Source organism: Rhizobacter sp., from assembly GCF_046595475.1.
GTDB lineage: Bacteria > Pseudomonadota > Gammaproteobacteria > Burkholderiales > Burkholderiaceae_C > Rhizobacter.
Map to the genome: position 1 here is coordinate 1 of NZ_JBKJOQ010000051.1, position 26,003 is coordinate 26,003.

At 64.6% G+C, this 26,003-nt stretch carries 26 protein-coding genes and 1 pseudogene; 10 read left to right on the forward strand and 17 right to left on the reverse strand.

The window, feature by feature from the left end; translation table 11 throughout:
• Positions 1 to 289 (forward strand): annotated as a pseudogene (locus AC30QB_RS09970) (RNA recognition motif domain-containing protein); the annotation flags it as partial.
• A gap of 99 nt (positions 290 to 388) precedes the next feature.
• On the opposite strand, the gene AC30QB_RS09975 reads toward AC30QB_RS09970, so the two are convergent.
• The 5 genes from AC30QB_RS09975 to AC30QB_RS09995 form a co-directional block, all read right to left on the reverse strand.
• The gene (locus AC30QB_RS09975; protein ID WP_489546060.1) at positions 389 to 697 is read right to left on the reverse strand and encodes a hypothetical protein; all 309 of its coding nucleotides are present in this window, start codon (positions 695 to 697) and stop codon (positions 389 to 391) included.
• Positions 698 to 777: 80 nt separating this feature from the next.
• Complete coding sequence (locus tag AC30QB_RS09980; protein WP_489546061.1) at positions 778 to 1,554, reverse strand: SDR family oxidoreductase; 777 nt, start codon at positions 1,552 to 1,554, stop codon at positions 778 to 780.
• A complete protein-coding gene (gene lptC, locus AC30QB_RS09985; protein ID WP_489546062.1) occupies positions 1,551 to 2,234 on the reverse strand; it encodes an LPS export ABC transporter periplasmic protein LptC in 684 nt (227 codons plus the stop codon). The genes AC30QB_RS09980 and lptC overlap by 4 nt, the downstream gene beginning before the upstream one ends.
• Positions 2,221 to 2,793 (reverse strand): KdsC family phosphatase, encoded by a 573-nt coding sequence (locus AC30QB_RS09990; RefSeq protein ID WP_489546063.1) that lies wholly within the window; start codon positions 2,791 to 2,793, stop codon positions 2,221 to 2,223. The genes lptC and AC30QB_RS09990 overlap by 14 nt, the downstream gene beginning before the upstream one ends.
• Positions 2,793 to 3,794: a KpsF/GutQ family sugar-phosphate isomerase gene (locus AC30QB_RS09995; protein WP_489546064.1), complete on the reverse strand. Its 1,002-nt coding sequence runs from the start codon at positions 3,792 to 3,794 to the stop codon at positions 2,793 to 2,795. The genes AC30QB_RS09990 and AC30QB_RS09995 overlap by 1 nt, the downstream gene beginning before the upstream one ends.
• A 79-nt stretch (positions 3,795 to 3,873) precedes the next feature.
• Here AC30QB_RS09995 and AC30QB_RS10000 point away from each other — a divergent pair, with 79 nt between their 5' ends.
• Positions 3,874 to 5,874 (forward strand): monovalent cation:proton antiporter family protein, encoded by a 2,001-nt coding sequence (locus AC30QB_RS10000; protein ID WP_489546065.1) that lies wholly within the window; start codon positions 3,874 to 3,876, stop codon positions 5,872 to 5,874.
• Positions 5,875 to 5,935: 61 nt separating this feature from the next.
• Here the strand turns inward: AC30QB_RS10000 and AC30QB_RS10005 are convergent, their stop codons facing one another.
• From AC30QB_RS10005 to rpmH, 7 genes are all read right to left on the reverse strand, one after another.
• The gene (locus tag AC30QB_RS10005; RefSeq protein ID WP_489546066.1) at positions 5,936 to 7,417 is read right to left on the reverse strand and encodes an alpha/beta hydrolase family protein; all 1,482 of its coding nucleotides are present in this window, start codon (positions 7,415 to 7,417) and stop codon (positions 5,936 to 5,938) included.
• Positions 7,418 to 7,615: 198 nt separating this feature from the next.
• Positions 7,616 to 8,083, reverse strand: a complete 468-nt coding sequence (locus tag AC30QB_RS10010; protein WP_489546067.1) for a cyclic nucleotide-binding domain-containing protein — start codon at positions 8,081 to 8,083, stop codon at positions 7,616 to 7,618.
• A 112-nt stretch (positions 8,084 to 8,195) separates the two neighbouring features.
• Positions 8,196 to 9,560: a tRNA uridine-5-carboxymethylaminomethyl(34) synthesis GTPase MnmE gene (gene mnmE, locus AC30QB_RS10015; RefSeq protein WP_489546068.1), complete on the reverse strand. Its 1,365-nt coding sequence runs from the start codon at positions 9,558 to 9,560 to the stop codon at positions 8,196 to 8,198.
• Positions 9,561 to 9,596: 36 nt separating this feature from the next.
• Positions 9,597 to 11,339 carry a membrane protein insertase YidC gene (gene yidC, locus AC30QB_RS10020; protein ID WP_489546069.1) on the reverse strand — a complete coding sequence of 581 codons (1,743 nt, stop codon included), beginning with the start codon at positions 11,337 to 11,339 and terminating at the stop codon, positions 9,597 to 9,599.
• Entirely contained in the window at positions 11,336 to 11,626 is a 291-nt protein-coding gene (yidD, locus tag AC30QB_RS10025) for a membrane protein insertion efficiency factor YidD (RefSeq protein ID WP_489546070.1), read from the reverse strand. The genes yidC and yidD overlap by 4 nt, the downstream gene beginning before the upstream one ends.
• 23 nt (positions 11,627 to 11,649) lie before the next feature.
• Positions 11,650 to 12,105 carry a ribonuclease P protein component gene (locus tag AC30QB_RS10030; RefSeq protein WP_489546071.1) on the reverse strand — a complete coding sequence of 152 codons (456 nt, stop codon included), beginning with the start codon at positions 12,103 to 12,105 and terminating at the stop codon, positions 11,650 to 11,652.
• A gap of 32 nt (positions 12,106 to 12,137) precedes the next feature.
• Positions 12,138 to 12,272 carry a 50S ribosomal protein L34 gene (rpmH, locus tag AC30QB_RS10035; protein ID WP_047486751.1) on the reverse strand — a complete coding sequence of 45 codons (135 nt, stop codon included), beginning with the start codon at positions 12,270 to 12,272 and terminating at the stop codon, positions 12,138 to 12,140.
• Between the two features lie 257 nt (positions 12,273 to 12,529).
• Between rpmH and dnaA the strand changes: the two genes are divergently transcribed.
• The 3 genes from dnaA to gyrB all read left to right on the forward strand — a co-directional run bounded on the left by dnaA (position 12,530) and on the right by gyrB (position 17,949).
• On the forward strand, positions 12,530 to 13,972 hold the full coding sequence (gene dnaA / locus AC30QB_RS10040; protein WP_489546072.1) for a chromosomal replication initiator protein DnaA: 1,443 nt from the start codon (positions 12,530 to 12,532) through the stop codon (positions 13,970 to 13,972).
• Between the two features lie 224 nt (positions 13,973 to 14,196).
• Positions 14,197 to 15,315 carry a DNA polymerase III subunit beta gene (gene dnaN / locus AC30QB_RS10045; protein ID WP_489546073.1) on the forward strand — a complete coding sequence of 373 codons (1,119 nt, stop codon included), beginning with the start codon at positions 14,197 to 14,199 and terminating at the stop codon, positions 15,313 to 15,315.
• A gap of 108 nt (positions 15,316 to 15,423) precedes the next feature.
• Positions 15,424 to 17,949 (forward strand): DNA topoisomerase (ATP-hydrolyzing) subunit B, encoded by a 2,526-nt coding sequence (gyrB, locus tag AC30QB_RS10050; protein ID WP_489546074.1) that lies wholly within the window; start codon positions 15,424 to 15,426, stop codon positions 17,947 to 17,949.
• 3 nt (positions 17,950 to 17,952) lie between these two features.
• On the opposite strand, the gene AC30QB_RS10055 is transcribed toward gyrB, so the two are convergent.
• Entirely contained in the window at positions 17,953 to 18,174 is a 222-nt protein-coding gene (locus AC30QB_RS10055; RefSeq protein ID WP_489546075.1) for a hypothetical protein, read from the reverse strand.
• A gap of 97 nt (positions 18,175 to 18,271) precedes the next feature.
• On the opposite strand from AC30QB_RS10055, the gene AC30QB_RS10060 reads away from it, so the two are divergent.
• Positions 18,272 to 18,427, forward strand: coding sequence for a DUF3096 domain-containing protein (locus AC30QB_RS10060; protein WP_489546076.1), 156 nt, complete (start codon positions 18,272 to 18,274; stop codon positions 18,425 to 18,427).
• A 75-nt stretch (positions 18,428 to 18,502) separates the two neighbouring features.
• Here the strand turns inward: AC30QB_RS10060 and AC30QB_RS10065 are convergent, their stop codons facing one another.
• The 4 genes from AC30QB_RS10065 to AC30QB_RS10080 all read right to left on the reverse strand — a co-directional run bounded on the left by AC30QB_RS10065 (position 18,503) and on the right by AC30QB_RS10080 (position 21,924).
• Entirely contained in the window at positions 18,503 to 19,201 is a 699-nt protein-coding gene (locus AC30QB_RS10065; RefSeq protein ID WP_489546077.1) for a hypothetical protein, read from the reverse strand.
• Between the two features lie 117 nt (positions 19,202 to 19,318).
• Complete coding sequence (gene gshA / locus AC30QB_RS10070) at positions 19,319 to 20,845, reverse strand: glutamate--cysteine ligase (protein ID WP_489546078.1); 1,527 nt, start codon at positions 20,843 to 20,845, stop codon at positions 19,319 to 19,321.
• An 82-nt stretch (positions 20,846 to 20,927) separates the two neighbouring features.
• Positions 20,928 to 21,242 carry a DUF2322 family protein gene (locus AC30QB_RS10075; protein ID WP_489546079.1) on the reverse strand — a complete coding sequence of 105 codons (315 nt, stop codon included), beginning with the start codon at positions 21,240 to 21,242 and terminating at the stop codon, positions 20,928 to 20,930.
• Between the two features lie 4 nt (positions 21,243 to 21,246).
• Complete coding sequence (locus tag AC30QB_RS10080) at positions 21,247 to 21,924, reverse strand: dienelactone hydrolase family protein (protein WP_489546080.1); 678 nt, start codon at positions 21,922 to 21,924, stop codon at positions 21,247 to 21,249.
• 153 nt (positions 21,925 to 22,077) lie between these two features.
• On the opposite strand from AC30QB_RS10080, the gene AC30QB_RS10085 reads away from it, so the two are divergent.
• The 4 genes from AC30QB_RS10085 to pncB all read left to right on the forward strand — a co-directional run.
• The gene (locus tag AC30QB_RS10085) at positions 22,078 to 23,184 is read left to right on the forward strand and encodes an S-(hydroxymethyl)glutathione dehydrogenase/class III alcohol dehydrogenase (RefSeq protein WP_489546081.1); all 1,107 of its coding nucleotides are present in this window, start codon (positions 22,078 to 22,080) and stop codon (positions 23,182 to 23,184) included.
• A complete protein-coding gene (gene fghA, locus AC30QB_RS10090) occupies positions 23,184 to 24,017 on the forward strand; it encodes an S-formylglutathione hydrolase (RefSeq protein WP_489546082.1) in 834 nt (277 codons plus the stop codon). The genes AC30QB_RS10085 and fghA overlap by 1 nt, the downstream gene beginning before the upstream one ends.
• 99 nt (positions 24,018 to 24,116) lie before the next feature.
• Positions 24,117 to 24,986, forward strand: coding sequence for a cysteine hydrolase family protein (locus AC30QB_RS10095; protein WP_489546083.1), 870 nt, complete (start codon positions 24,117 to 24,119; stop codon positions 24,984 to 24,986).
• 16 nt (positions 24,987 to 25,002) lie between these two features.
• Positions 25,003 to 26,003 (forward strand): nicotinate phosphoribosyltransferase (pncB, locus tag AC30QB_RS10100; protein WP_489546084.1); only part of this gene is annotated, 1,001 nt, incomplete at its 3' end.

The following is a 26,003-nucleotide window of genomic DNA, read 5'->3' on the forward strand; positions in this document are numbered from 1 at the left end:
AGCGGCATTCGGACAGTTCGGCACTGTCACTTCGGCCAAGGTCATGATGGACCGCGAAACCGGCCGCTCGAAGGGCTTCGGCTTTGTCGAGATGGGTTCGGACGCGGAAGCGCAAGCGGCCATCAACGGCATGAACGGCCAGGCCCTCGACGGCCGTCCGCTGGTGGTCAATGAAGCCCGTCCGCGCGAAGAGCGTCCGGGCGGCTTCGGCGGCGGTGGTGGCAGCCGCAGCGGCGGTGGTGGCGGCGGCTACGGCGGTGGCGGCAGCAGCGGCGGTGGCCGCGGCGGCTACTGATCTGCGCAGCTGCTAGCCCGCTTCTCTGAGGCGGGCTTCAATGCAAAGGCGGTGAGTGCGAAAGCACCCACCGCTTTTTTCATGGGCGCTTGCTCACAGGCCCTCGCGTTTCGCGGCACGCATCGCGTGCCGACGCCACCAGAGTGCCCGGCCAGCCCAGGTCTCCACGGCATCGGCCTCTGTCTGAATGCTCAAAACGTGGCTCACAGCGAGATAGCGGCGCTGCAGTGTCTCTTGTGGGGCAGCCCCAGCCGATTGCGCCAGCCCTGCGAACGGTGCGGCAGGCGCGGCCGACATCCGCTGGCGTGCATCAGCGGAAACGTTGGTCATTTGATCGCGCTGCTGGCCGCAGGCCACGAGCAGCAACGCTGACAACAAAGTGAGGGCGACGAGGTTTCGCATGGGAACTCCGGAGGACAGGGGATGCCTCTTTCTACGGCGCAAGCCGCCGAACGGGGTGATGTGGCGTGACGCGTGAGGCGTCACTCGCCTTGTCGGTGCTTGCGTGGCCGGCCCGACAGCACCCGGTCGAAGAGTGCATTGGGCAGTGCCCGCAGCAACTTGGCGACGATGCCCATCTGCCACGGGATCACGCGGTAGCTCACCCCGCGGGTGATGGCGTTGAAGGCTTTGTCGGCAAACACGTCGGCCTGCATCAGGAAGGGCATGCTGTAGCGGTTTTTGCTGGTGAGCGGCGTGGCGACGTAGCCGGGGCCGAGGGTCACGACCTTCACGCCGCTTGACCTCATCTCGCCGCGCAGGCTTTCGCAGTAGGCGATGACGGCAGCCTTGCTGGAGCAATAGGCCCCGTGCCCGGGCAGGCCGCGGATGCCGGCCACGCTTGCGATGCCTACCAGCGTGCCCGAGCGGCGCGCACGCATCGGCGCGGCGAAGGGCTGGAATGTGGCGGCCAGGCCAATGTTGTTGGTCTCGTAGGTGAGGCGCATGACCTCGATGTCTTCGAGCACCGCGGTGTTCATGCCGATGCTGATCCCGGCATTGGCGATGACCACATCGGGCAGGCCTTGCGCGGCAATGCAGGCCTGGCCGGCACCAGTGATGCTGGTGATGTCGCGCACGTCGGCTCCGTAGACGGCGTAGCGGGCTGCATCGAGATTGTTTGCCTGCGCCCAGGCTTGCACTTCGCCCGCGCGGCGCGCCACCAGCGCGAGGCGGTAGCCTGCACGGTAGAAGCGCAAGGCCAGCGCCTGGCCGATGCCGCTGGAAGCGCCGGTGACGAAGAGCAAGGGCGAGGTCATGGTTTGGCCTTGGGCAAAAAGCTCGCGCGCATGTGCCCGCCTAACTTGATCAGCCGGTCGAGGTGGCTGTACTCCATGCCATCGGCCCGCACCTCGGTCGCACCGCGCGTGACGGTCACCGGCAGGTGCGAGCGCACGCGCTCGGTGTCGAGGAAGGCATGCAAAAACTCGCTGCGGAAGTTGATCGCCTCTTCGTTGCCCATGGCTACACGCACGACTTCGGCGCCGCCGAGCAGCTGCACTTCGGTGGCGGCACCGTTGGCAATGGCGCGGCGCGCGGTGGCCAACGTCACGCGGCCATCGGGGCCGACGGCGCGCAGTCGCACGTTGTCGATCTCGACCGTGTCGGTGTCTGGGAAGTGGCGCAGCAAGTCGCCTTCGATCTGCGCGCGCAGCGGCCCTTGCGGCGTGAAACGCTGCACGGCAAAGTTGCGCATCTCGTAGTCGGGCTCATGCTGCAGCGGCACGGCTGCGCGGGCCTCGCCGGCGAGCGGCGTGTTCTTCACCAGCCACCAAGTGCCAAGCGCAAGCACCGTCATCAGCAGCAGCGGCAGGTAAGACGACACCACTTCCAGCACGCGCCAGCGCCACGGCTGCTTCCCGCGGTGGGCCGCCGATGGCGCGGCCGGGGCGGCCAGCACCGCGGGATCTTCGAGGCCGAGGACTTCAGGAACGTCCATCGAGCGTCACGAGGTGGCTGCGCAGCAGCAGTGCATAGCGGCCATGGGCGGTGAGCAGCAGGTCGCAGCACTCACGCGCTGCGCCGTAGCCACCAGGCGCGGTGGTGACGTGGTGGGCGACCGCTTTGACTTCCGCATGCGCGTTGGCGGGAGCGCAGGCGAACGCGGCGCGTGCCATCAAGGGCAGGTCGGGCCAGTCGTCGCCCATGGCGGCGATCGCATCCCAGCCGAGCTGCAGTTGCGCCAGCAGGTCAACGGCTGCAGCAAGCTTGTCTTGCGCGCCGTAGACCGCATGCGCGATGCCGAGGTCGGCCACGCGGCGGCGCACGGCCGGCGAGTCGCGGCCGGTGATGACGATGGGGGTGATGCCGCCTTGTGCCAACAGCTTCAGGCCGTGGCCGTCGAGCGTGCTGAAGGCCTTGAACTCTTCACCGCGCTCGCTCAGGTAGATGCGCCCATCGGTGAGCACGCCGTCGACATCGAAGATGGCAGCACGCACGGCTTGCGCCTGCAGCAGCAACTCGGGTGCGAAGCTGAGCACCGGCGTGATCGGCCGCATCAGATGACCTTCGTGCGCATCAGATCGTTGGAGTTGAGCGCCCCCACGAGCTTGCCTTGCGCGTCGACGACCAGCACGCTGGTGATGCGGTGCGCTTCCATCAGGTCGGCCGCCTCCACCGCGAGCACGTCGGGGCGGATGGTGCGGGGGTGGGTGTACATCACGTCGGCCGCCACCAGGCTGCGCAGGTCGCGCCCTTGCTCCACGCAACGGCGCAAGTCGCCGTCGGTGAAGATGCCTTTGACGTGGCCTTGCGGGTCGGTGATGGCCGTGGCGCCCAGGCCCTTCTTGGTCATCTCGCGCATCATTTCGACGAAGGGCGTGTCGGTGGTCACGCTGGGCACCAGCTCGCCGCTGCGCATCACGTCGCGCACGTGGGTGAGCAGCTTGCGGCCCAGGCTGCCACCAGGGTGCGAGCGCGCAAAGTCTTCTTCGCGGAAGCCGCGTGCATCGAGCAGCGCCACGGCGAGCGCATCGCCTAGCGCCATCTGGGCGGTGGTGCTGGCTGTGGGCGCCAGTTTGAGTGGGCAGGCTTCTTCGTCGACGGCACTGTTGAGCGTGATGTCAGCGTGCTGCGCAAGCGTGGAGTCGGGGCGACCGGTCATGGCCACCAGGGTCACACCCAAGCGCTTGAGCGCGGGAAGGATGGCGGTGAGCTCGTCGACCTCGCCGGAGTTTGAAATGGCCAACACCACATCGCCGCGCGTCACCATGCCCAGGTCGCCGTGGCTCGCTTCGGCGGGGTGTACGAACATGGCCGGCGTGCCGGTGGAGGCGAGCGTGGCGGCAATCTTGCGGCTTACATGGCCGCTCTTGCCCATGCCCATCACCACCACGCGGCCGCTGCAGCCCAGCATGGCCTTCACCGCATGCGCAAACTCGGGCCCCTGGCGCGCCTTCAAGCCCAGCAAGGCCTTGGCTTCGATGTCGAAGGTATCGCGCGCGAGCTGCAGCGCGCGCTCGGCATCGAAGGGGGTGGTGCGGGGAAGTTTGGAGGACACGTCGCGGATCGTCCGAGGGGGATCGTCCAGTAGGATGCGGCGATTGTAGGCACGCCGCTTGCGCTCGACGCGCTTGTCCATGGTCTCCACCCTCGAACTCGTCTTGCTGTACTTGATCGCCGCGGTGGCCGGTGTCGTGGTGTGCCGCTCGCTGCGCCTGCCGCCCATGCTGGGCTACCTCGCCGTGGGAGTGCTGATCGGCCCGAATGCACTGGCGCTGGCGAAAGACTCGTCCGGCGTCACCTACCTGGCCGAGTTCGGCGTGGTGTTCCTGATGTTCGTCATCGGGCTCGAGTTCAACCTACCCAAGCTCAAAAGCATGCGCAACCTGGTGTTCGGCCTCGGGCTGAGCCAGGTCACGGTCACCATCCTGGTGGCCGTGCTCGGCAATGCCGGCTTGGCCTGGGTCTTCAGCCTGGCCGGGCGCAGCTGGGGCTTGAGCTGGCAAAGCGCCGTGGCATTGGGTGGGGCGCTGGCCATGAGCAGCACCGCCATCGTGGTCAAACTGATGGCCGAGCGCCTGGAGTTAGAGAGCGAGCACGGGCGCCGCGTGATGGGCGTGCTGTTGTTTCAAGATCTGGCCGTGGTGCCGCTGCTGGTGCTGATCCCGGCCCTGGGGTCTTCGCCTGAAGCGCTGCTGCGAGAACTCGCGTTCGCGTCGCTGAAGGCGGCGGCCCTGATCACGGTGCTGCTGGTGGGCGGTCAGCGCGTGATGCGCTGGTGGCTCACGCTGGTGGCGCGGCGCAAGAGCGAAGAGCTGTTCATCCTCAACCTGCTGCTGGTCACGCTGGGCCTGAGCTGGCTGACGGAGCACGCGGGCCTGTCTCTCGCGCTGGGTGCGTTCGTGGCCGGCATGCTGATCGCCGAGACCGAATACAAGCACCAGGTGGAGACCGACATCCGGCCCTTCCATGATGTGCTGCTGGGCCTGTTCTTCATCACCATCGGCATGAAGCTCGATGGCGAGATCATTCTCGCGCAGTGGCCGCTGGTGCTGGTGCTGAGCATGGTGCCGGTGGTCTTCAAGTTCGTGCTGGTGGCCGCGCTGGCCAAGCTCTTTGGCGCCGCCACCGGCGTGGCCTTGCGCACCGGCCTCTACCTGGCGCAGGCGGGCGAGTTCGGCTTCGTGTTGCTGACCCTGGCCACCCAAGAAAACCTGTTGCCCCCCTATCTGCAAAGCCCGGTGCTCGCGAGCATGGTGCTGTCGATGCTGGCCACGCCGTTCATCGTGATGTACAGCAACCGCATCGTGATGCGCCTGTCGGCCAACGACTGGCTGATGCAATCGGTGGCCATGACCTCGATCGCCAAGCGCGCCATCAACACCGAGGCCCACATCATCATTGCCGGCTATGGCCGCAGCGGGCAAAACCTGGCGCGCCTGCTCGATGGTGAGCGCATCCCCTACATGGCGCTTGACCTTGACCCTGACCGCGTGCGGCAGGCTGCTGCCGCCGGGCAGAGCGTGGTGTTCGGCGACGCCGCGCGCCTGCAGAGCCTGATGGCCGCCGGCCTGGCGCGCGCGAGCGCGGTGGTGGTCAGCTACCACGACACACCCTCGGCACTGAAGATCCTGCACCTGGTGCAGGAACACGCGCCCAAGGTCCCGGTGGTGGTGCGCACCATCGACGACTCTGACATCGAGCGCCTGCAGGCTGCCGGCGCCACCGAGGTGGTGCCCGAAGCCATTGAAGGCTCGCTGATGCTGGCCAGCCATGCGCTCGCGCTGGTGGGCGTGCCGATGCGTCGCGTGATCCGCGTGGTGCAAGACCAGCGCGATGCGCGATACAGCCTGCTGCGCGGCTACTTTCACGGCGCCGACGACGACACCGTCGACGACCTGCAGCAGGCACGCCTTCGCAGCGTGAGCCTGCCACCCGCGGCGGCGAGCCTCGGCCAGCCTCTGGCCAACCTGGCGCTGCATGCGGTAGGGGTGACGGTGGTGTCGGTGCGGCGCGCGAGCGGCGCCGTGACCAAGCCGGAAGACGCACTGGTGCTAAGGGCCGGTGACACCTTGGTGTTGTCAGGCTTGCCGGAAGCCCTCTCGCTCGCTGAAGGCAAGCTGCTCGGGAGCCTTTAGCGGCGGCATAAAAAAGGGGCCCGAAGGCCCCTTGGAACATCTTAAGAAATATCGCCTAGCCTCAAGGGCAGGGCGCCACCGCGGCCACGGTGGGGCGCAGCAGACTGGCGGTGCCGCCGGCGTCGTCTTGGCCGAGCGTGTTGACAGTGAAGGTGCAACCGTAGCTGGATGCGGCCACCGTCGCTGCGGTCACCACATCGTCGCCCGCCGGCTTGGAAGCGGCGCCGTGAGCCTCCCATTGGATCATCGCGTCAAAGGCGGCAACCTGCTCGGCATTGGTGAAGTCGCAATGACTCGCCCCACGGATGGCACGCTGCACCAGGTAAGCGCTGTTGCCTTTGGCGGCCACGCGTTTCTGGTAGATCTGCTCCATGCTGAAGGGCACGAACAAGTCGCCCAGCGTGTGGATGGAAACCACCGGAATCTTGAATTCGCCATTGGCCTTGGGAATCCAGCGCAGGCCGTCGGTACGCAGCCGGTTGGCATCGGCTGCAGCGGTTTGCTTGAGTGCCAGCGTATTGATGGCCGCCGAAGCGGTGGCATCTCCGTCAATCTTGTAGGTGAAGGCGTTGGTGTCGATGCCTTGCTTGTTCAGGATGCCGGAGATGGTGCCGTCTCCACCGAGTGCGCCATAGGCCGAGGCAAAGCTGCCCCCAAACTGCAGGCCTTGGTCAAACAGCGGCCGGGCGCCACCGGTGAGGTTCTTCAGCACGGCCTTGAAGTTCTGGCCGGTTGTCGTCATCGTGATCTGCGCGCTCGGCGTGACCGGACTGGGGAAGGTAGCGAACAGCGTGCTCGTGACGAGCGGCGCGATTTCCGACCACTTGGCGGTCGGGTAGCTTGGCAGGCCGGCCACCGTCTGCGCTGCGACTTGGATAGCACCAAAGGTGTCGAACAGCTCGGTGTCGCCCACCACGCCGCACATGGGCACCGCGCCGCTGTAGCGCACCTTGTGGCGCGCCGTGGCGTAGGCCTCGTCTTCAATGGCTGCCGCGGTGATGTGACCACCCATCGAGTGGCCGGTGATGAAAATCTTGCTCGGCGCACTCAGCGGCCGGGAGTTGGCGGTAGCGATCTGGGTGAACGCCAAGGCCAGCGCATTGGTATCTTCCACACCGGCACGCACATCGTAGTAATTCTTGCTGTAGCTCGATGCGGCCCATGCAAAGTTGTTTTCGATCAGGTAGCGCCGGATCGTCGGATTAGAGACCGTGAGCGGGGCCCCAGTGCCACGGTAACCGTGCGCATACATCACCAGCTGACCATTCCAGTTCTGCGGCACCTCGATGTTATAGGCCGCGCCATCCAACACACCCGACCAGCGGCTGGTGTTGTTGAGGGTGTCGATGGCGCCTTGCGTGGCACCGGCCAGCGGCGTCATGGCCGCAAAGGTGGTCGCGGCAGTGGCGGTGAAGGTGCGCGTGTCCTGGGCGCGTGTTTCTTCAGGCGCCGGCGCGGGGGCAGGGTTGTCGCTGCCCCCGCACGAGGCCAAAAGGATGCTGCCGGCCAGAGTTGCCAAGCGCATGGATGTATGGAACTGCATGTGTATATCTCCAGATGTTTGATTTCGGACGCACGTGCGCGCACGGTCGTGGCCAAGGGTAGCCGTGGCCTCAACCCGCCTGCGAGCGGACTTTCCCGTTACACCGAGTCACGTAGGGGACACGTTGTTCTGCTTGTTGGAACGCGCAGCAACACCTGGCTGAAAGCGACACTCCCGTGTCTTGAACCGCTACTGCCGTCAGGTGGTCGGCGTCTGCTTGGTCATGTTGGCGCGCATGCGGGCGGCCATGACGCCACCCGCGGCACGCACCAGTTCCAGGGCCAACGCCGGGGAACGTTGCGCCAGCTCTTCCAGGCGCGGCCCGCGCAGGGCCCAGATGATGGACGGCACCATGGCTTCGACGCTCGCGGTACGCGGCCCATCAATGAAAAGGCCGGGCTCGCCGACCACCGAGCCCGGGCGCAGTATGGCGATGCGGTTGCTGCCAGGGGGCCCGCCCGTCATGAACACCTGCAGCGAGCCGCGACCCAGGAAATACATGCTGCGGTCGCTGTCGCCCTGCTTGATGACCAAGTCACCCGCCCTCACGTCGTGCTGCGTGAGGTAGGGGCCGATGGTGCGCCACTGCTCGGCGTTGAGCCGCGCACGAAACGCATCTTCGGTGTTGAGCGTCTGAATGGCTTGAACCAGTTCGTTGAAGTCCATGATGGGTCTTGGCCGGGGAGTGAGAGGGCGCGGGCTGAGACGCCCCGCGTCGCTGGATTATCGGCGCGCGGGGGGTGCACCACAACCGTGGATGCAAGGGACCAAGCGCGGCTTACTTCCCAATGCAAAAGCGGCTGAAGATTTCGCCCAACAAATCGTCAGGCGTGAACTCGCCGGTGATCTCGGACAGCGCGTTGTGCGACAGGCGCAGCTCTTCGGCGAGCAGGTCGAGCGCGGGCTCGCGCGATGCTGCCTGGGCTTGCGCGGCATGCAGGTGCGCGCGCGTGCGCTGCAAGGCGTGCACGTGGCGCGCCCGTGCGATGAAAAGGCCTTCGGGCTGAGCGTGCCAGCCGGCGAGCCTCAACAAGGTCTGCCGCAAATCAGCGAGGCCCGAGCCCGTTGTGGCAGACAAGACAAGGCCTGGCGCGGTCACCGCTGAGGCGAGGTCGCTTTTGTTGAACACGTGCAGCACGCGCTCGCCCAACGGTGCCAGGCGTTGCGCAATCAGCGCTTCGCCGGTTTCGTAAGCCGCCTCGCCCCAGCGCGTGAGGTCGTGCAGGAACAGCACGGCATCGGCACGGGCGATTTCGTCCCAGCTGCGGGCAATGCCGATGCGCTCGACCTCATCGCCGGCCTCACGCAGCCCGGCCGTGTCGATCACATGCAGCGGCACGCCTTCGATCTGGATGGTCTGGCTGACCTTGTCGCGCGTGGTGCCGGGAATCGGCGTGACGATGGCGAGCTCAGCGCCCGCCAACGCATTCAGCAGCGAGCTCTTGCCCACATTCGGCTGTCCGGCCAGCACCACCTGTATGCCTTCGCGCAGCAAGGCCCCCTGGCGTGCACGGTCGAGCACGGTGTCGACCTGAGTGGCGATGGTGTCGAGCTGGCCACGCGCGTCGGCCTTCTGCAGAAAGTCGATGTCTTCTTCGGGGAAATCGAGCGTTGCCTCGACCAGCATGCGCAGCTTGACCAGGCGCCCGCGCAGGCCGTCGATCTCGCTGGAGAAGGCCCCGGTGAGCGAGCGGCTGGCCGAGCGTGCGGCGGCTTCGGTGCTGGCGTCGATCAGATCGCTCACCGCTTCGGCTTGCGCCAGATCGAGCTTGTCGTTGAGGTAAGCGCGCTCGGTGAACTCGCCGGGTTCGGCGAGGCGCAGGCCAAGGCCCTGGCCGGCTTCGAGGCAGCGCGCGAGCAGCAGCTGCAACACCACCGTGCCGCCGTGGGCCTGCAGCTCGAGCACGTCTTCACCGGTGTACGAGTGCGGGCCGGGGAAATGGATGGCCAGCCCCACGTCGATGGGCTGGCCTTGCGCGTCCACGAACGGCAGGTAGCTCGCATGGCGCGGTTTCAGCGTCTGGCCGCAGACGGCCGCTATCAGCAAATGCAGGTCGCGCCCCGAGGCGCGAACAATGCCCACCGCGCCGCGGCCAGCCGCGGTGGCGATGGCAACAATGGGCTGGTGGTGGCGCGGCAGCATGGTGCCGGCGATTGTCGGCGAGCCGCTGCGCGATGCCTATTTGCCGAGCACGCCTAACTGCTTGTTGATGACCCACTGCTGGGCAATCGCGAGGATGTTGTTGGTCAACCAGTACAGCACCAGCCCGGCCGGGAACCCGAAGAACATCACCGAGAACACCAGCGGCATGATCCACATCATGCGGGCCTGCATGGGGTCTGGCGGCGTGGGGTTGAGCCAGGTCTGAAGCAGACTCGACGCCGTCATCAAGAGCGGCAAGATGAAATATGGGTCTTTGGCCGAGAGGTCGGTGATCCAGCCTATCCAGGGCGCGTTTCGCATTTCAACGCTGGACAACAGCGTGCCGTAAAGGGCGATGAAGAAGGGCATTTGCACGAGGATGGGCAGGCAGCCACCCAGCGGGTTGACCTTTTCTTCGCGGTAGATGCGCATCATCTCTTGCTGCATCTGCTGCGGCTTGTCTTTCAACCGTTCGCGCATCTCCATGACCTTGGGGTTGATGGCCTTCATCTTGGCCATAGAGCGGTAGGCGCTGACATTGAGCCAGTAGAAGGCAATGCGCAATAGCACCACCAGCGCGACGATGGACCAGCCCCAGTTGCCCAACAAGGTATGGATTTGCGTCAAGAGCCAAAACAACGGCGTCGCCAGTATGGTCAGCCGCCCGTAATCTCTCACCAGATCGAGATTTGGGGCCACGTCGCTCAGCGCTTTCAGTCGCTTGTCTTCTTCCGGGCCTGCAAAGAGTTTGGCGTCCAGCGTCTTGGTCGCCCCCGGTGAAATTTCACCCAGCGGTAGAAACATGCCCACCGAGTATTCGTTGTTGGAGCCTTCCACTTTGCCCACGGAAAACTCCCGCGGCTGTTTGCCCGCAACAAGCCAAGCCGAGGCGAAATAGTGCTGAACCATTGCGACCCAGCCGTTGTCGGCGGTCTTGTTGAATTCAGCTTTGTCCTTGTCGATGTCCTTGAACTCGATCTTCTGGAACTTGGCGGCGTCTGTGTAAATCGCTGGCCCGGTGAACGTGCTGTCCAGGCTCGTTCCACCAGAAACAGCGTGCCCATGCCGCAACAAGCGCAAGTAGAGGCCTGGGCTCAGCGCCACACCGGCGTCATTGGTCACCTCGTGCTTCACGTCGACAACATAGTCGCCACGAGTGAACGTGTAGGTCTTGGCCAATCTGACACCCCCGCTCACAGGTGACTCAAAACGCACCTGCAGCTGTTTGGCGTCGCCCTTCAATTCACGCTCACCCGGCATTACGCGCATCAAGGTGTGATGCTCCGGCAATTGGCTGGCACCGCGCCCCTGGGCAGTGGGCCACAGGCCCGTCTGTGCGATGTAGTCTCCATCGCTCGTCTGATCGAAAAGCACAACGTTCTTGGTTGGCTGCGCGGCTTGATCTTTGCTGGCGCCGCCTTTGAGCAACTCGAACAGGCGATCCATGACCCCTGTTTCGTGCTTTTCTTGTTGTTGGAGCAACTCCAAGCGAACGAGATCCCCGCCCTTGCTGTCGAGCGTTGCTTTCAGCAAATCGGTTGCCACCGTGATTTTTTCAGACGCGATGGGCGTCCCAGCCGCCTCGGCTGTGCCGGCCACCCCTGAAGTCTGCGCGGAGGATGACGAGGCGGTCGAACCAAGTGCCGTTGCCGGCTTGCTGCTCACCGGCGTCGGGCTGAACATCGACGGGTGGCCGTTGTATTTGTTCCAGCCATCCCAGAGGAGAACCAGCGACATCAAGAACACCACCCACAGCAGGGTGCGGCGCATATCGGTCATGAGGAAGTCTTTTCGCGAGAGGGGGAAAGGTGAGAGAACAGATCGCCCGGCGACGCAGGCACCGGGTCGTGCCCGCCTTCGCACCAGGGGTGGCAACGCGCCAGGCGGCGCAGGGTGAGGTAGCTGCCCGCCGCCGCACCATGCTGCTGCAAGGCCTGCAGGGCATAGGCCGAACAAGTGGGCTCGAAGCGGCAGGCACTGCCCAGCCAGGGACTGAGAAAGAAGCGGTAAGCCCGCACCACGGCGATCAGTAATCGCCGGGGCAGAGACACAAGCAAGCGGAGCATCGTGCGGTGCAGTCGGGTGGCGATCAGCGCGCCACGCGGCGGGCCGCATCGGCCAACACACCCGCCAGCTCTAGGCCGGCGCAGGCACGCAAGGCATCAGACGCAGCACTTGGAAAGGCGGTACGGTCGAACGGCGAGCGCAGCCGCACCACCCACAGGCCATGTGCCAAGCCGGGCTGGGCCACGGCGATGCTGCGAATTTGCCGCTTGAGCAAGGTGCGCGTCACGGCGCGGCGCGCATGGCGCTTGGGCACCACGGCCCCCAACCAACAGGCTCCTGGATCAGAGTCATCCACAGCCATGCCCGGTTCAGGTGCCTGGCCTGTTGACAACTCCGAGAAAAGCGCCTTTGGGCGAGGCTTTGCAGGCAGGCTCGGGCGAGCTTCGAGATAGTGCACCGCGAAGTGAGCGCTGCGGGCTCGGATGGGAGCGCCCAGCACGCGTTCGAAATCGACGGATCGCACGATGCGACCGATCACGGCGCGGCCGGGAAGGCGCTGCGGCGCCGGCCTCAGACGGCCAGGCGCTTGCGGCCCTTGGCGCGGCGTGCGTTGATCACGGCGCGACCACCGCGGGTCTTCATGCGGACGAGGAAGCCGTGGGTGCGGGCGCGGCGGGTCTTGGAGGCTTGGTAAGTGCGTTTCATGATCTATCCTGCTGAACGGAGGCTGGCGTCCCCGCCGCTTTCCTGTCGGTCTGCTGTCCACTGCAATGAGCAGCGTCCCCGAAAGGGCTCCGGGAAACCCACTATTACACCAAAAACCCCCTGCAAAGTCAAAGAGTTGCACGGCAGCATGCGCCTGCGCACGGGGATTGACCCATTCCTCAAAACTGTGGATAACCGCGTCTTTCCCATCGGTGGCGACGTAGAATCCCGCCGCTCCAAGAAGACTTTTCCACAATATGAGCGCTGATCTCTGGCAACGTGGCTGCGAACGACTCGCCGCGGAGTTGCCCGAACAACAATTCAACACCTGGATCCGCCCCCTGCCTGCCGCCGACGTCACCGACGAAGGCAGCGACGGGGCGGTGGCGTCTCTGCGTGTGCCCAACCGATTCAAGCTCGACTGGATCCGCAACCAGTACGCCAGCCGCATCGAGGCGGTGCTGAGCGAGCTGGCCGGCAAACCGGTGCGGCTAGACCTGACGCTCGCCGCACGCGATGCCACGACCATTCGCGTGCCCACCATGCCCGTTCGCGCCAGCGGCGCTGTACCGCTGGCCCATGCGCTGAATGGCCATGGAAACGGCCACAGCAACGGCTCGTCGCCGAACTCACCCACCTCGGCGCGTCTGTCGGGCGACACCAACGCTGCGAACCTGCCGCGCCATCGCCTGAACCCGGCCCTGACCTTCGACACCCTCGTGCCCGGCCGCGCCAACCAGATGGCCCGCACCGCTGCGCTGCATGTGGCGGGCGCCCCTGGCCAGATGTACAACCCTTTGTTCATCTATGGCGGCGTGGGCCTGGGCAAGACCCACCTCGTGCATGCGGTGGGCAACGCCCTGCTGGCCGACCGCAGCGATGCCCGCGTGCTTTACCTGCATGCTGAGCAGTTCATCACCGACGTGGTGAAAAACTACCAGCGCAAGACCTTCGACGAGCTCAAGGCCAAATACCACCAGCTCGACCTGCTGCTGATCGACGACGTGCAGTTCTTCGCCGGCAAGGAACGCACGCAAGAAGAGTTCTTCAACGCCTTCGAAGCATTGCTGGCCAAGAAGGCCCACATCATCATGACCAGCGACACCTACCCCAAGGGGTTGGTGGACATCGACGAGCGCCTCACCTCGCGCTTTGACGCCGGCCTTACGGTGGCCATAGAGCCACCCGAGCTGGAGATGCGCGTGGCCATCCTGATGCGCAAGGCCGACCTCGAGGGCACGCCCATGCCCGAAGACGTGGCCTTCTTCGTCGCCAAGAACGTGCGTGCCAATGTGCGTGAGCTCGAAGGCGCGCTGCGCAAGATCCTGGCCTACTCCCGCTTCTCGCAGAAAGACATCAACATCCAGCTCGCCCGTGAGGCGCTGAAAGACCTGTTGTCGATCCAAAACCGCCAGGTTGGGGTGGAAAACATCCAGAAGACTGTGGCCGACTTCTACAAGATCAAGGTGGCCGACATGTACAGCAAGAAGCGCCCGGCCAGCATTGCACGGCCGCGCCAGATCGCCATGTACATCGCCAAGGAAATGACGCAGAAGAGCCTGCCCGAGATCGGCGAGCTCTTCGGTGGGCGCGACCACACCACGGTGCTGCATGCGGTGCGCAAGATTGCCGCCGAGCGGCAGAAGAACACCGAGCTCAACCAACAGCTGCACGTGTTGGAGCAAACCCTCAAGGGTTGACGCGCAACATGTCAAGTCACAAGCCTGGGGACAACTTCATGACAACTTGCAAGCTGTCCACAGCCTTCATCACTTGTTCAAAGTTGTTGTCTGTGGCTCCCGGGTTTCTGGCTCATTCGCGCACAGGGTTCACGGCAAGATAAGCGGTTGATGGAAAAGGGGAAAATGGCGTTCTCCACAGAAAACGTCGTCCTCTACTAATACGACTAAATTAAGAGGTTCACATGATTGTCTTGAAGGCAGCACAAGAAAAAGTACTGAGCGCTTTGCAAGCTGTCGCTGGCATCGTCGAGCGCCGGCACACCTTGCCCATCCTGGCCAACGTGCTGATCCGCAAGACCGGCTCGCAGATTGAGTTCACGACCAGCGACCTTGAGATCCAGGTGCGCACCGTGGCCGAGCTCGATGGCGACGCCACTAACTTCAGCACCACGGTGGGTGCGCGCAAGCTGATCGACATCCTGCGGTCGCTACCGGCCGACCAGGTCGTGAGCCTCAGCGCCAACCAGAGCAAGCTGACGCTGCAAGGTGGCAAGAGCCGCTTCACACTGCAGACACTGCCGAGCGACGATTTCCCGCTGGTGCAAGAGGCCGCTGATTTCGGCCCTATGTTCAGCGTGCCGCAAAAGACGCTCAAGCTGCTGATCAACCAGGTGCACTTCGCGATGGCGGTGCATGACATCCGCTACTACCTCAACGGCATTTTGTTCGTGGCCGAAGGCAAGAGCTTGACGCTGGTCGCAACCGACGGCCACCGCCTGGCGCTGGCGCAGGCCACGCTCGATGTCGAAATTCCCAAGCAAGAGGTCATCTTGCCGCGCAAGACGGTGCTTGAGCTGCAGCGGTTGCTGAAGGACGAAAAGGAAAGCGGCGACAGCGCCATCGAAATGCGCTTTGCCGGCAACCAGGCCAAGTTCAGCTTCAGTGGAATGGAGTTCGTGACCAAGCTGGTCGAAGGCAAGTTCCCCGACTACAACCGCGTGATCCCGAAGAACCACAAGAACACTGTGACGCTGGGCCGTGCACCGCTGTTGGCCAGTCTCCAGCGCGCCGCCATTCTCACCAGCGAGAAGTTCAAGGGCGTGCGCGTCAACATCGAGCCCGGCACCTTGCGCATTGCATCAAGCAATGCCGAGCAGGAAGAGGCGAAAGAAGAGCTCGAGATCGATTACGGCGGCGACGCGATTGAGATCGGCTTTAACGTCACCTACCTGATGGATGCGCTGGCCAACATGAGCGTCGAGATGGTCAAGCTCGAGCTGCAAGACACCAACTCCAGCGTCTTGATCACCGTGCCTGAGCAAGCCGGTTTCAAGTACGTCGTGATGCCGATGCGCATTTAGCGCGTCGCCTCCGACCTTAAGTACCAAGCGGGCCGCCGGCCCGCTTCAGCGTTTTGAAGGGGCCCGCAGTTCCTGCTGCGAACCCCACACAGTGAGCCCGAAACCGCGATGAGTGACCTGCAAAACCTCCCCGACGACGACGCAAAAAAGGCCGCCAAGGCCGTTGAAGATGCCGCCCAGAGCGCCGCTTATGGCGAAGGCAGCATCCAGATCCTGGAAGGCCTGGAGGCGGTGCGCAAACGCCCCGGCATGTACATCGGTGACACCTCAGACGGCACGGGCCTGCACCACCTGGTGTTCGAGGTGGTCGACAACTCCATCGACGAATCGCTGGCGGGCCATTGCGACGACATCGTCGTCACCATCCATTCCGACAACTCCATCAGCGTCACTGACAACGGCCGCGGCATCCCCACCGGTGTGAAGATGGACGACAAGCACGAGCCCAAGCGCAGTGCTGCCGAGATTGCGCTGACCGAGCTGCACGCTGGCGGCAAGTTCAACCAGAACAGCTACAAAGTTTCGGGCGGCCTGCACGGCGTGGGTGTGAGCTGCGTGAATGGTCTGTCGAAGTGGCTGCGCCTCACGGTGCGCCGCGATGGCAAGACGCATTTCATGGAGTTCAAGCAAGGCATACCGCAAGAGCGCCAGCTGGAGCAGCGTGATGGCTTCGAGGTGTCACCCATGAAGGTGATTGGTGACACCGAAAAGCGCGGCACCGAGGTGCACTTCTTGCCCGACCTGGAAATTTTCTCCAACATTGATTTTCACTACGACATCATCGCCAAGAAGCTGCGCGAGCTGAGCTTCCTCAACAACGGCGTGAAGATCCGCCTGGTCGATGAGCGCAACAACAAGGAAGACACCTTTGCCTTTGCCGGCGGCGTGAAAGGCTTCGTCGAATTCATCAACACCGGCAAAAAGGTGCTGCACCCCACCGTCTTCGGTGCCATGGGCGAGAAGAACAGTGACCAAGGCACGACCATCACCACTGACGTGGCCATGCAGTGGAACGACGGCTACAGCGAAAACGTGCTGTGCTTCACCAACAACATCCCGCAGCGTGATGGTGGCACCCACCTGACCGGTCTGCGCGCCGCGATGACACGCGTCATCAACAAGTACATCGAAGACAACGAGTTCGCCAAAAAGGCCAAGGTCGAAGTCACGGGCGACGACATGCGCGAAGGCTTGTGCTGCGTGCTGAGTGTGAAGGTGCCCGAGCCCAAGTTCTCCAGCCAGACCAAAGACAAGCTGGTGAGCAGCGAAGTGCGCGGCCCGGTAGAAGACGTGGTGAGCCGCGCCCTCAGCGAGTACCTGCTCGAGCACCCGATCGACGCCAAGATCATCTGCGGCAAGATTGTGGAGGCGGCTCGCGCCCGTGAGGCTGCACGCAAGGCTCGGGAAATGACGCGTCGAAAAGGCGTGCTCGACGGCATGGGTCTGCCCGGCAAGCTGGCCGACTGCCAGGAAAAAGACCCCGCGTTGTGCGAGATCTACATCGTCGAGGGCGACTCCGCCGGCGGCTCGGCCAAGCAAGGTCGCGACCGCAAGTTCCAGGCGATCCTGCCCTTGCGCGGCAAGATCTTGAATGTGGAGCGTGCCCGCTTCGAGCGCCTGCTCAGCAGCAATGAAATCGTCACGCTGATCACCGCTCTGGGCACCAGCATAGGCACCGAGGAATACAACCTCGACAAGCTGCGCTACCACCGCATCATCATCATGACCGACGCCGACGTAGACGGCGCGCACATCCGCACCCTGCTGCTCACCTTCTTCTACCGGCAAATGCCCGAGATCGTGGAGCGCGGCCACATCTACATCGCCCAGCCGCCGCTCTACAAGGTGAAGCTTGGCAAGGAAGAGCAGTACCTCAAAGACGGCCATGAGCTCGATGCCTACCTGCTCAAGGTGGCGCTCAAAGACGCCAAGCTCGAAACGGGTAGGGGTGGCGCGATCCTGCAAGGCGAAACGCTGGAAACGCTGGCCCGTCAATACGTGGTGGCCAACAACGTGGTCGACCGTCTGAGCAACTGGATGGACGTGGAAGGCCTGCGCGCCATGGCCAACGGCCTGGCACTCGACCTCGACACGCTAGAAGCCGCTGAGGCCTCGGCAACCGCTTTGAAGGGCGCCTTGCACAACGCCGAAGTCACAGCCGAGTTCGACGCGCGCACCGACAAGCACATCTTGCGCATCAGCCGCATGCACCACGGCAACGTGAAAAGCAGTGTGATCACCGCCGACTTCGTGCACGGCGCCGATTACGATGCCCTCAGCACCGCAGGCCTCACCTTCAAGGGCTTGGTCAGCGCCGAGGCCGTCGTCAAGCGCGGCGAAGGCGAGAAGCAGAAAGAAGCCAAGGTAGGTGACTTCCGCCAAGCCATGGCTTGGCTGCTCACGCAAGCCGAATCGGCTGTGGGCCGCCAGCGCTACAAGGGCCTGGGCGAGATGAACCCGGCCCAGCTGTGGGAAACGACCATGGACCCGAACGTGCGCCGCCTGCTCAAGGTGCAGATCGACGACGCGATTGAGGCCGATCGGGTGTTCACCATGCTGATGGGGGACGAGGTAGAGCCGCGTCGGGAATTCATCGAGGCCAACGCGTTGCGGGCCTCCAACATCGACGTGTAAGCCCTAACCGAAGTTCGTCACCCACTCCACGCCCTGGCTGTAGGCCGCGTCAATTGCGCTGTCTTCCGTCAGGTAATCAGCCCGCTGCAAGGCGATTACCCGCGGGCGGGTAGGCCAGACCTGCTTGGAAACAACCAGAGTCGGCGCAAACTTTCCGCTGTCGACGGCTTTGGCGCCGCAGACGAGTTCGTAGTCCTGGTGCCTGAAAATTTGCGTTGAGGCCATGACGTGGGTAAGAGCGGAAAAGACCAGTATGCACTGGACGCCGCCACCCGGTAGCATCCGTTTCCCGCCTACCCGGCTCCATTGACTCCTGCGCACCATGAACCTACAGCTCAGCCTCACCCCGCTCATCTCGCTCTTGGCTGGGATCTTGATCCTGGTCATGCCCAAGCTGCTCAACTACATCGTGGCCATCTACCTGATTGCCATCGGCTTGATCGGCCTCTTCGGCGGGGCCAATTTGCACCTGCGCTGACCGATAAGTGCGTGGCGGCTAGCGATCGCTGCGCTCTTGCTCTTCGCCCGAGGGCGTCAACCTACGCGGGTTGGCTCATTCGCCGGCGCGCAAACCTTGCTGCCACAGCGGCCAGGCCTGGTCGAAGAGGCTGGAGGCACTGCCGCCAAAAGCCTGCGGCCGCGGCGCCAGGCGCACCCAGGCGACGGTGTCATGGTGGCTGCCGGGCAGGGCCTGCTCGTCGCGAAATTTCATCAGCCATGCGTGCACCTGGGCATAGCGCTCGGGATGTTGCTGCGCCGTCCAGGCCAGGCCGACCAAGTCGGCATAGCCTTCTTCACGGCGCGTCTGCTGCATCTCGCGCAGCTGCTCGGCAAGCAGCTTGTCAGAGGGCTCAGAAGCCTTACCTGCCGTGGCAAAGCCGGCCGGCACGGTGTGCCACGCGCCGCGCACGTAGCGCCAGCAGTGGCCTAGCTCGTGGGCGGCCATCGCTTCAACCACCGGGGTCAGCAGCGCGGGGGGAATGTCATCGAGCGTGGCCTGGGCGTCGGGGTTGCCGCGCATCGAGAGCACCAGCTTGCAGCGCCCGTCTATGTAGGCCATGGCCAGCGGCGCCTGGCCTGGGGTGGGCTGGGGCTGTACGACGATGTCGAGCGGCAGGCCCTGTGCTCGTGCATAAGCGACGGCGGGCCAGCTCAGCTGGAGCCAGCGGGTCTCGGTCGCGGTGAGCCCGGCATCGGCTTGCGCCACTCCGGCCCAAACGCACATTCCTGCAGTGAAGATCTGCTTCCACATGCCCTCCATTGGAGCGGGATGTGTGAGAAGTTATGGGCCGATGTGTGCGGACAAAGCACGGCTTTTCGGATTTGTGCGTGTCAGCCGGTGCCGCAGACCGAGGAGGTGAGCGGCGGCCTACATGCCCAGTCGTTGCGGCGACAAATACTGCTGGCGGTAGATCTCGAAGGGCATGGTGTCGGCGGCTTCGGTTGCTTGCTGGGCCTCGAGAGACGTGCGCGCCATCTCTTGAAAGTGCCCCTGCATCGCGGGCGTGAAGGGCCGTGCCAGCAGCTGCGCTTGGGTCTGCCGGCTTTGCGCCTGCGTGAAGCGCAGGAACGAGTTGCCGAAGTCTTGCGCCATGGCCGCGAGCACGCGCGCCGAAGGCGTCATGCTGGCATCGGCCAGCGTGGCCTGTGCGTTGCTCAGCGCGGCCTGGTAGTGGCCGCCGCCGTAGGTGGCGTCAAGTGCTGCGGCGATGGGCGCGCAGGCGGCGGTCAGCTGCGCACCCCATTCGACCAGCGTCACCTCTTGGTCACCGCGCTCAAGCTTCAGGCCCGGTTCGCGCCCGCGTGCCGCGGTGCGATGCTGGTTGCGGCCGATGGCGGCAATCTCGTCGGGCGTGTCGGGCGGGCTGTCTGACAGCAGGCAGTGCAACAAGAAGATGTCAAGAAAGCGCATGGTGTCGGCGGTGATGCCGATGGGCACGAAGGGGTTCAGGTCCATCAACCGCACTTCGACGTATTCGACACCGCGCTCGCGCAGGGCGTGCAGCGGTCGCTCACCAGGGAAGATCACGCGCTTGGGGCGGATGGTGCCGTAGAACTCGTTCTCGATCTGCAGCAGGCTGGTGGCGAGCTGGTTGTACTCGCCGCCGGGGTTGTGTATGCCCACCGCTGCATAGGCTGGGTAGGGCCGCGTGAGCGCGTCTTGCAGCGAAGCACCGTAGCTGGCGAGGCTGTTGTAGCTGACCGCCAGCGTGGCCTGCGCATCGCTCTGGTAGCCCAGGCGGCCCATGCGCAGCGAGGTGCCGTGGGGCATGTACAGCGTCTGCTCGGCCAAGGGTTGCAGCTCGTGCTGGCGGCCGGCCACGAAGCTCGCACCCACCGCCGGCGAGGCGCCGAAGAGGTACAGCAGCAGGAAGGAATGACGGCGGAAGTTGCGTATCAGCCCGAAGTAGGCGTCGTCAGATGCATCGGGCAGCGACCAGTTGTAGTGGATGCCCGAGATGGTCTGCATGCGCCGGCCATAGCGGTGGGCCAAGCCCATGCGGTAGACGCTCTTGGCGCGGCCCACGTTCGAGTTGCCGTAGCGGCCTATGGGTATCGTCTCGTCGGTCGGCATGTCGCAGGGCATGCTAGACACCCACAGCATCTCGTCGCCGGCTTCGCGCAGGGCGTGGTAAGTCGCCTGATGGATTTGCGTCAGCTCTTCAAGGCAGGCCTCGATGCTCAGGTGCACGCGGGTGACCAGCTCGATCTGCGACTCGCTGAAGTCGGTGGTGATGTGCGGGTGGGTGAGCGCAGAGCCCATGCCAGCGGGGTGGGGCGTGAGTGCCAGTGCACCACTCGGCTGCGCGCGCAGGCTTTCTTTTTCCAGGCCACGGCGCATGCCGGACAGCACCCCCGGTGACAGGGCGCGCAGGCGGTCGTGTAAATCGCTCATGCGGTTGTCTCCTCGGGCGTTTTCAGGGAGCGGAAGGTAGCAGAGCCGCGCGATGTTTGCACGGCGTGAGGTTGCTGCGAAATCAGCTAGGCAAAAGCTTGACGGCGTAACGGCTGCCCGTTTCGATGAGCGCCAGCAGGCGGTCGATGTTGGGGTGCTTGCCGGGGTGGGCGCGCGCATCGGCGGTGTGCTCGGCGTACAGCGCCAGCCCTTCGTGCGCGGCCTGCACCGTGATGGCGCCAAAGCGCTGGGCGAGCGCCGCATACACCGCCACCGAGCCGGCCTGGCCCGGTTTGTTCGCAAGCGTGGCCACGATGTCGCCCTGCTCATCGGCCAGTTGCAGACCGGCGAGGTGGGTGATGGGGGCGAGCTGCCCGAGGTTGTCGGCGAAAGCCATCGTGTCAGCGTGCGGAGTCAAACAGGGACAGCGTGCGCTCGAAGGCCAGCCGTGCGCTTTCGGCGTGGAAATCTTTGCGGCGGTCGGAGTTAAAACCGTGGCCGGCCTCGTACACATACACCGGCACGTCGGGGTGGGCGGCCTGCACCTTTTCCACGCCTTCCATCGGGATGCTGGCGTCGTGGCGGCCGAAGTGCAAGATGGTCGGGCACTTGGGTGTGTCTTTCACCATCGCCGGGATCTGCCCGCCGTAGTAGCCCGAGGCCGCGGCCAGGCCTTCAAGCCGGCAGGCGGCAGCCCAGGTGACGGTGCCGCCATAGCAGTAGCCGGTGATGAAGACCGGGCCTTTGCCCTTGAGGGTATTGATGCAGACCTGGGTGTCGGTGACGGACAGCGCGAAGGGGTGCAGCTCGCGGGCAATCTTGATGGCCTTTTGCATGTCTTCAGGCTCGTAGCTCGCCTGCAGACCCGGCGCTTCGCGGTCATACAAGGCCGGCGCCAAGACCTCGTAGCCCTGGTCGGCGTAGCGGTCGGCCTGCTCCTTGATGTGCTCGGTCACGCCGAAGATTTCCTGGATCAGCACCAGGCCGCCCTTGCGCTCGCCTGGCGGCTGCACCTGGTAGACGCCGATGGAGGCGCCGTCGGGCATGGTCATCTGGGTCATGGTGCCGCGAGTGCTCATGGGGTGTCTCCGTGGGGTGGGGCGCAGCGCAATATACGCGTGCAAAGGCACGTGCGTGCGGCCAGTGGTTTCATGCGTTTCGCCATGCAGCACGACAGGTGCCGAACGCGGTAAGGTGCGCGCTTCCCCCTGCACACTTCGGAGCTTCACCCCATGAAAACGCGCGCCGCCGTGGCCTGGAAAGCTGGCCAAGCCCTGACCATCGAAACCGTCGACCTCGAAGGCCCCAAGGCCGGCGAGGTGCTGATCGAAGTGAAGGCGACTGGCATTTGCCACACCGACTACTACACGCTCTCGGGCGCCGACCCTGAAGGCCTGTTTCCCGCCATCCTGGGCCATGAAGGTGCGGGCGTGGTGGTGGATGTCGGGCCTGGCGTGACCACCTTGCGCAAAGACGACCACGTGATCCCGCTCTACACGCCCGAGTGCAGGCAGTGCAAGTTTTGCCTCTCGCGCAAGACCAACCTGTGCCAACAGATCCGTGGCACCCAGGGCAAGGGCCTGATGCCCGATGCGACCAGCCGCTTCTCGCTGAACGGCAAACCGCTGCTCCATTACATGGGCACCAGCACCTTCAGCAACTACATCGTGGTGCCCGAGATCGCGGTGGCCAAGGTGCGCAAGGATGCGCCCTTCGACACCATCTGCTACATCGGCTGCGGCGTCACGACAGGCGTGGGCGCGGTGCTGTTCACCGCCAAAGTCGAGGCCGGCGCCAACGTGGTGGTGTTTGGCCTGGGTGGCATCGGGCTCAACGTGATCCAGGGCGCCAAGATGGTGGGAGCCGACAAGATCATTGGCGTCGATCTGAACCCCGAGCGCGAAGCCATGGCGCGGCAGTTCGGCATGACGCACTTCATCAACCCGAAAGACACCGAGAACGTGGTCGATGCGATTCAGCAGCTCACCGACGGTGGCGCCGACTACAGCTTCGAGTGCGTGGGCAATACCAAGCTCATGCGCCAGGCGCTGGAGTGCACGCACAAGGGCTGGGGCCGCAGCATCATCATCGGTGTGGCCGAGGCCGGCGCCGAGATCAGCACCCGACCCTTCCAACTCGTGACCGGGCGCAAGTGGGAAGGCTCGGCCTTCGGTGGCGCACGCGGCCGCACCGACGTGCCCAAGATCGTTGACTGGTACATGGACGGCAAGATCCGCATTGATGAGCTGATCACCCACCGCTTGAAGCTCGAAGACATCAACAAGGGGTTCGATCTGATGAAGAGCGGGGAGTCGATTCGCTCCGTGGTGATGTACTGATGATGATGCTCAGCGAGCACGCCTGCTTCGGCGGAGTGCAAGGCTTCTACCTGCACGAGTCGTCGCAGACCCGCCAGCCGATGAAGTTCGGCGTCTTCGTGCCGCCGCAGGCGAAGGCCGGGCCGGTGCCGGTGCTGTTCTACCTGGCCGGGCTCACCTGCAACGAAGAGACCTTCGCCATCAAGGCCGGCGCGCAGCGCCACGCCGCCGAGCACGGCCTGATGTTGGTCACCCCCGACACCAGTCCGCGCGGTACCGGCGTCGAGGGCGCCGACGCCGCCTGGGATTTCGGCACCGCCGCGGGGTTCTACCTCGATGCGACGCAAGCGCCATGGGCCCGGTACTGGCGCATGGGCAGCTACATCGCGCAAGAGCTGCGTGCCTTGGTATTGCAGAAGTTTGCCGCGCGCGCCGACCGCGTCGGCCTGTTCGGGCATTCGATGGGCGGGCACGGCGCGTTGACGCTGGCGCTGAAGAACCCGGGGCTCTACCAAAGTGTCTCGGCCTTTGCGCCTATTGCTGCGCCCCTGCATTGCCCGTGGGGTGTGAAGGCGTTCAGCGGCTACCTCGGCGCCGACCGCACGCTGTGGGCACAGCACGATGCCTGCGAGCTGATCCGCGGGGGGGCCAAGGCGCCGCACCTGTTGGTGGACCAAGGCCTGGCCGACAAGTTTCTGGCCGAGCAGCTGCACCCGCATCGTTTGGAAGAAGCCTGCGCCGCCGCCGGCCAGCCGCTCACGCTGCGCCGGCATGCGGGTTATGACCACGGCTATTACTTCATCTCGACCTTCATCGCTGACCATCTGGCCCACCACGCGCAGGCACTCGCCTGAACGCTTTTCGACCGCCAGCGCAGACGATGGGCAACGATGCAAGTTGCACAGTACACCTTACTTGGTTACACTGAAGCCTCATTGAAGGAGAGCAAGACCATGAAGCGCCAGATCCAGCTGTTGATCATCGACCCGCAGAACGACTTCTGCGACCTGCCCGAGGCTTACCGCCCTGCAGACCCGCTCACGGGCCAGCGCGTCTCGCCCACCTTGCCCGTGGCTGGCGCGCATGCCGACATGCAGCGCCTGGCCGCCTTCATGCGCGACACCGCGGCGAGCTGGAGCGACATCACCATCACGCTCGACTCGCACAACCGCCTGCACATCGCCCACCCCACGTTTTGGCACAAGGGTGATGGCAGTGCGGTCGCACCCTTCACCGCCATCAAGGCCCAGCAGGTGCGCGCCGGTGAGTTCTTGCCGCGAGACCCTGCCGCCTTGCCGCGCGCCTTGGCCTACCTCGATGCGCTCGACGCTCGCGGCCGCTACACGCTGATGGTGTGGCCGGTGCACTGCGAGATCGGCAGCTGGGGCCACAACGTACACGCCGACGTGCGCAACGCCTACAACGTGTGGGAAACACAGCAGCTCAAGGTGGTGCGCAAGGTGGCCAAGGGCGCCAACACCTGGACCGAGCACTACAGCGCGCTACAGGCCGAGGTGCCCGATGAGGGCGACGCCGACACCCTGCTCAACCGCCCTTTGCTCGCCGCACTCGACCGCGCCGACCTGCTGGTGATCGCCGGCGAGGCCAGCAGCCACTGCGTGAAGGCCACCACCGAAGACATCGTGGCCCACCTGCCTGGCGGCCGACCCGAGCGCATCGTGCTGCTCACCGACTGCATGAGCCCGGTGGGCGGCTTCCAGGCGCAGCACGAAGCTTTTCTGGCCGACATGGCGCAGCGTGGTGTGCAACTGGCCACCACCGCCGACCTGCTGGCCGAGATCAAGGCCAACGTGGCCCGCTGAACCGAAGGCACACACCATGACCCCCGTCATCCAGCACCTGCTCGAAACCGACCTCTACAAATTCACCATGTGGCAGACCCTGCTGCATGGCCACCCGCAAGCGCAGGCCGAGTACCGCTTCGTCTGCCGCAACACGCCGGCTTACCCGCTGGCCGAGCTGCTGGCCGAGGTCAACGCGCAGCTCGACCATCTGTGCAGCTTGTCGTTTCGAGAAGACGAGCTGGCCTACCTGGGCGGCCTGCGCTTCATCAAGCCCGACTTTGTCGACTTTCTGCGCATCTTTCGCTTCCAGCGCCGCTTCATTCGCGCGGCTGCGACCGGCGAGCAGCTGGAGATCGTGGCCGAAGGCCCGCAGGTGCACGTGATGGGCTTCGAGATCTATGTGCTGGCCATCGTCAACGAGCTGTACTTCCGTCGCTTCGACGCCGCAGCCGCGCTGAAGGAAGGCCGCGCCCGCCTGCAAGCCAAGCTGGCGCAGCTGCAAGCCTTTGGCGCCGAGCCGGCGCGTGCCAGCCCGTTCGAGTTTTTCGACTTTGGCGTGCGCCGCCGCTACAGCGGTGCCTGGCAAGAAGAAGTGGTGCGCACGCTGCGCGACGGTGCGCCGCAGTTCTTCAAGGGCACGTCCAACGTACACCTGGCGCGCACGCTCGGCTTGGTGCCCATAGGCACCATGGCGCACGAGTACCTGCAGGCCTACCAAAGTTTCGGTGTGCGCCTGCGAGACTTTCAGAAAGCCGCGCTAGAAGACTGGGTGCAGGAGTACCGCGGCGACCTGGGTGTGGCGCTCACCGACGTGGTCGGCATGGACGCCTTTCTCGCCGATTTCGACCTTTACTTCGCCAAGCTTTTCGACGGCCTGCGCCACGACTCGGGCGACCCGGTGGTCTGGGGCGAGAAGGCACTCGCCCACTACACGCGGTTGCGCATCGACGCCCACACCAAGCGGCTGGTGTTCTCGGATGGGCTCGACCTGACCCGGGCGACCGCGCTGTACCGCCACTTCGCCGACCGGACCCA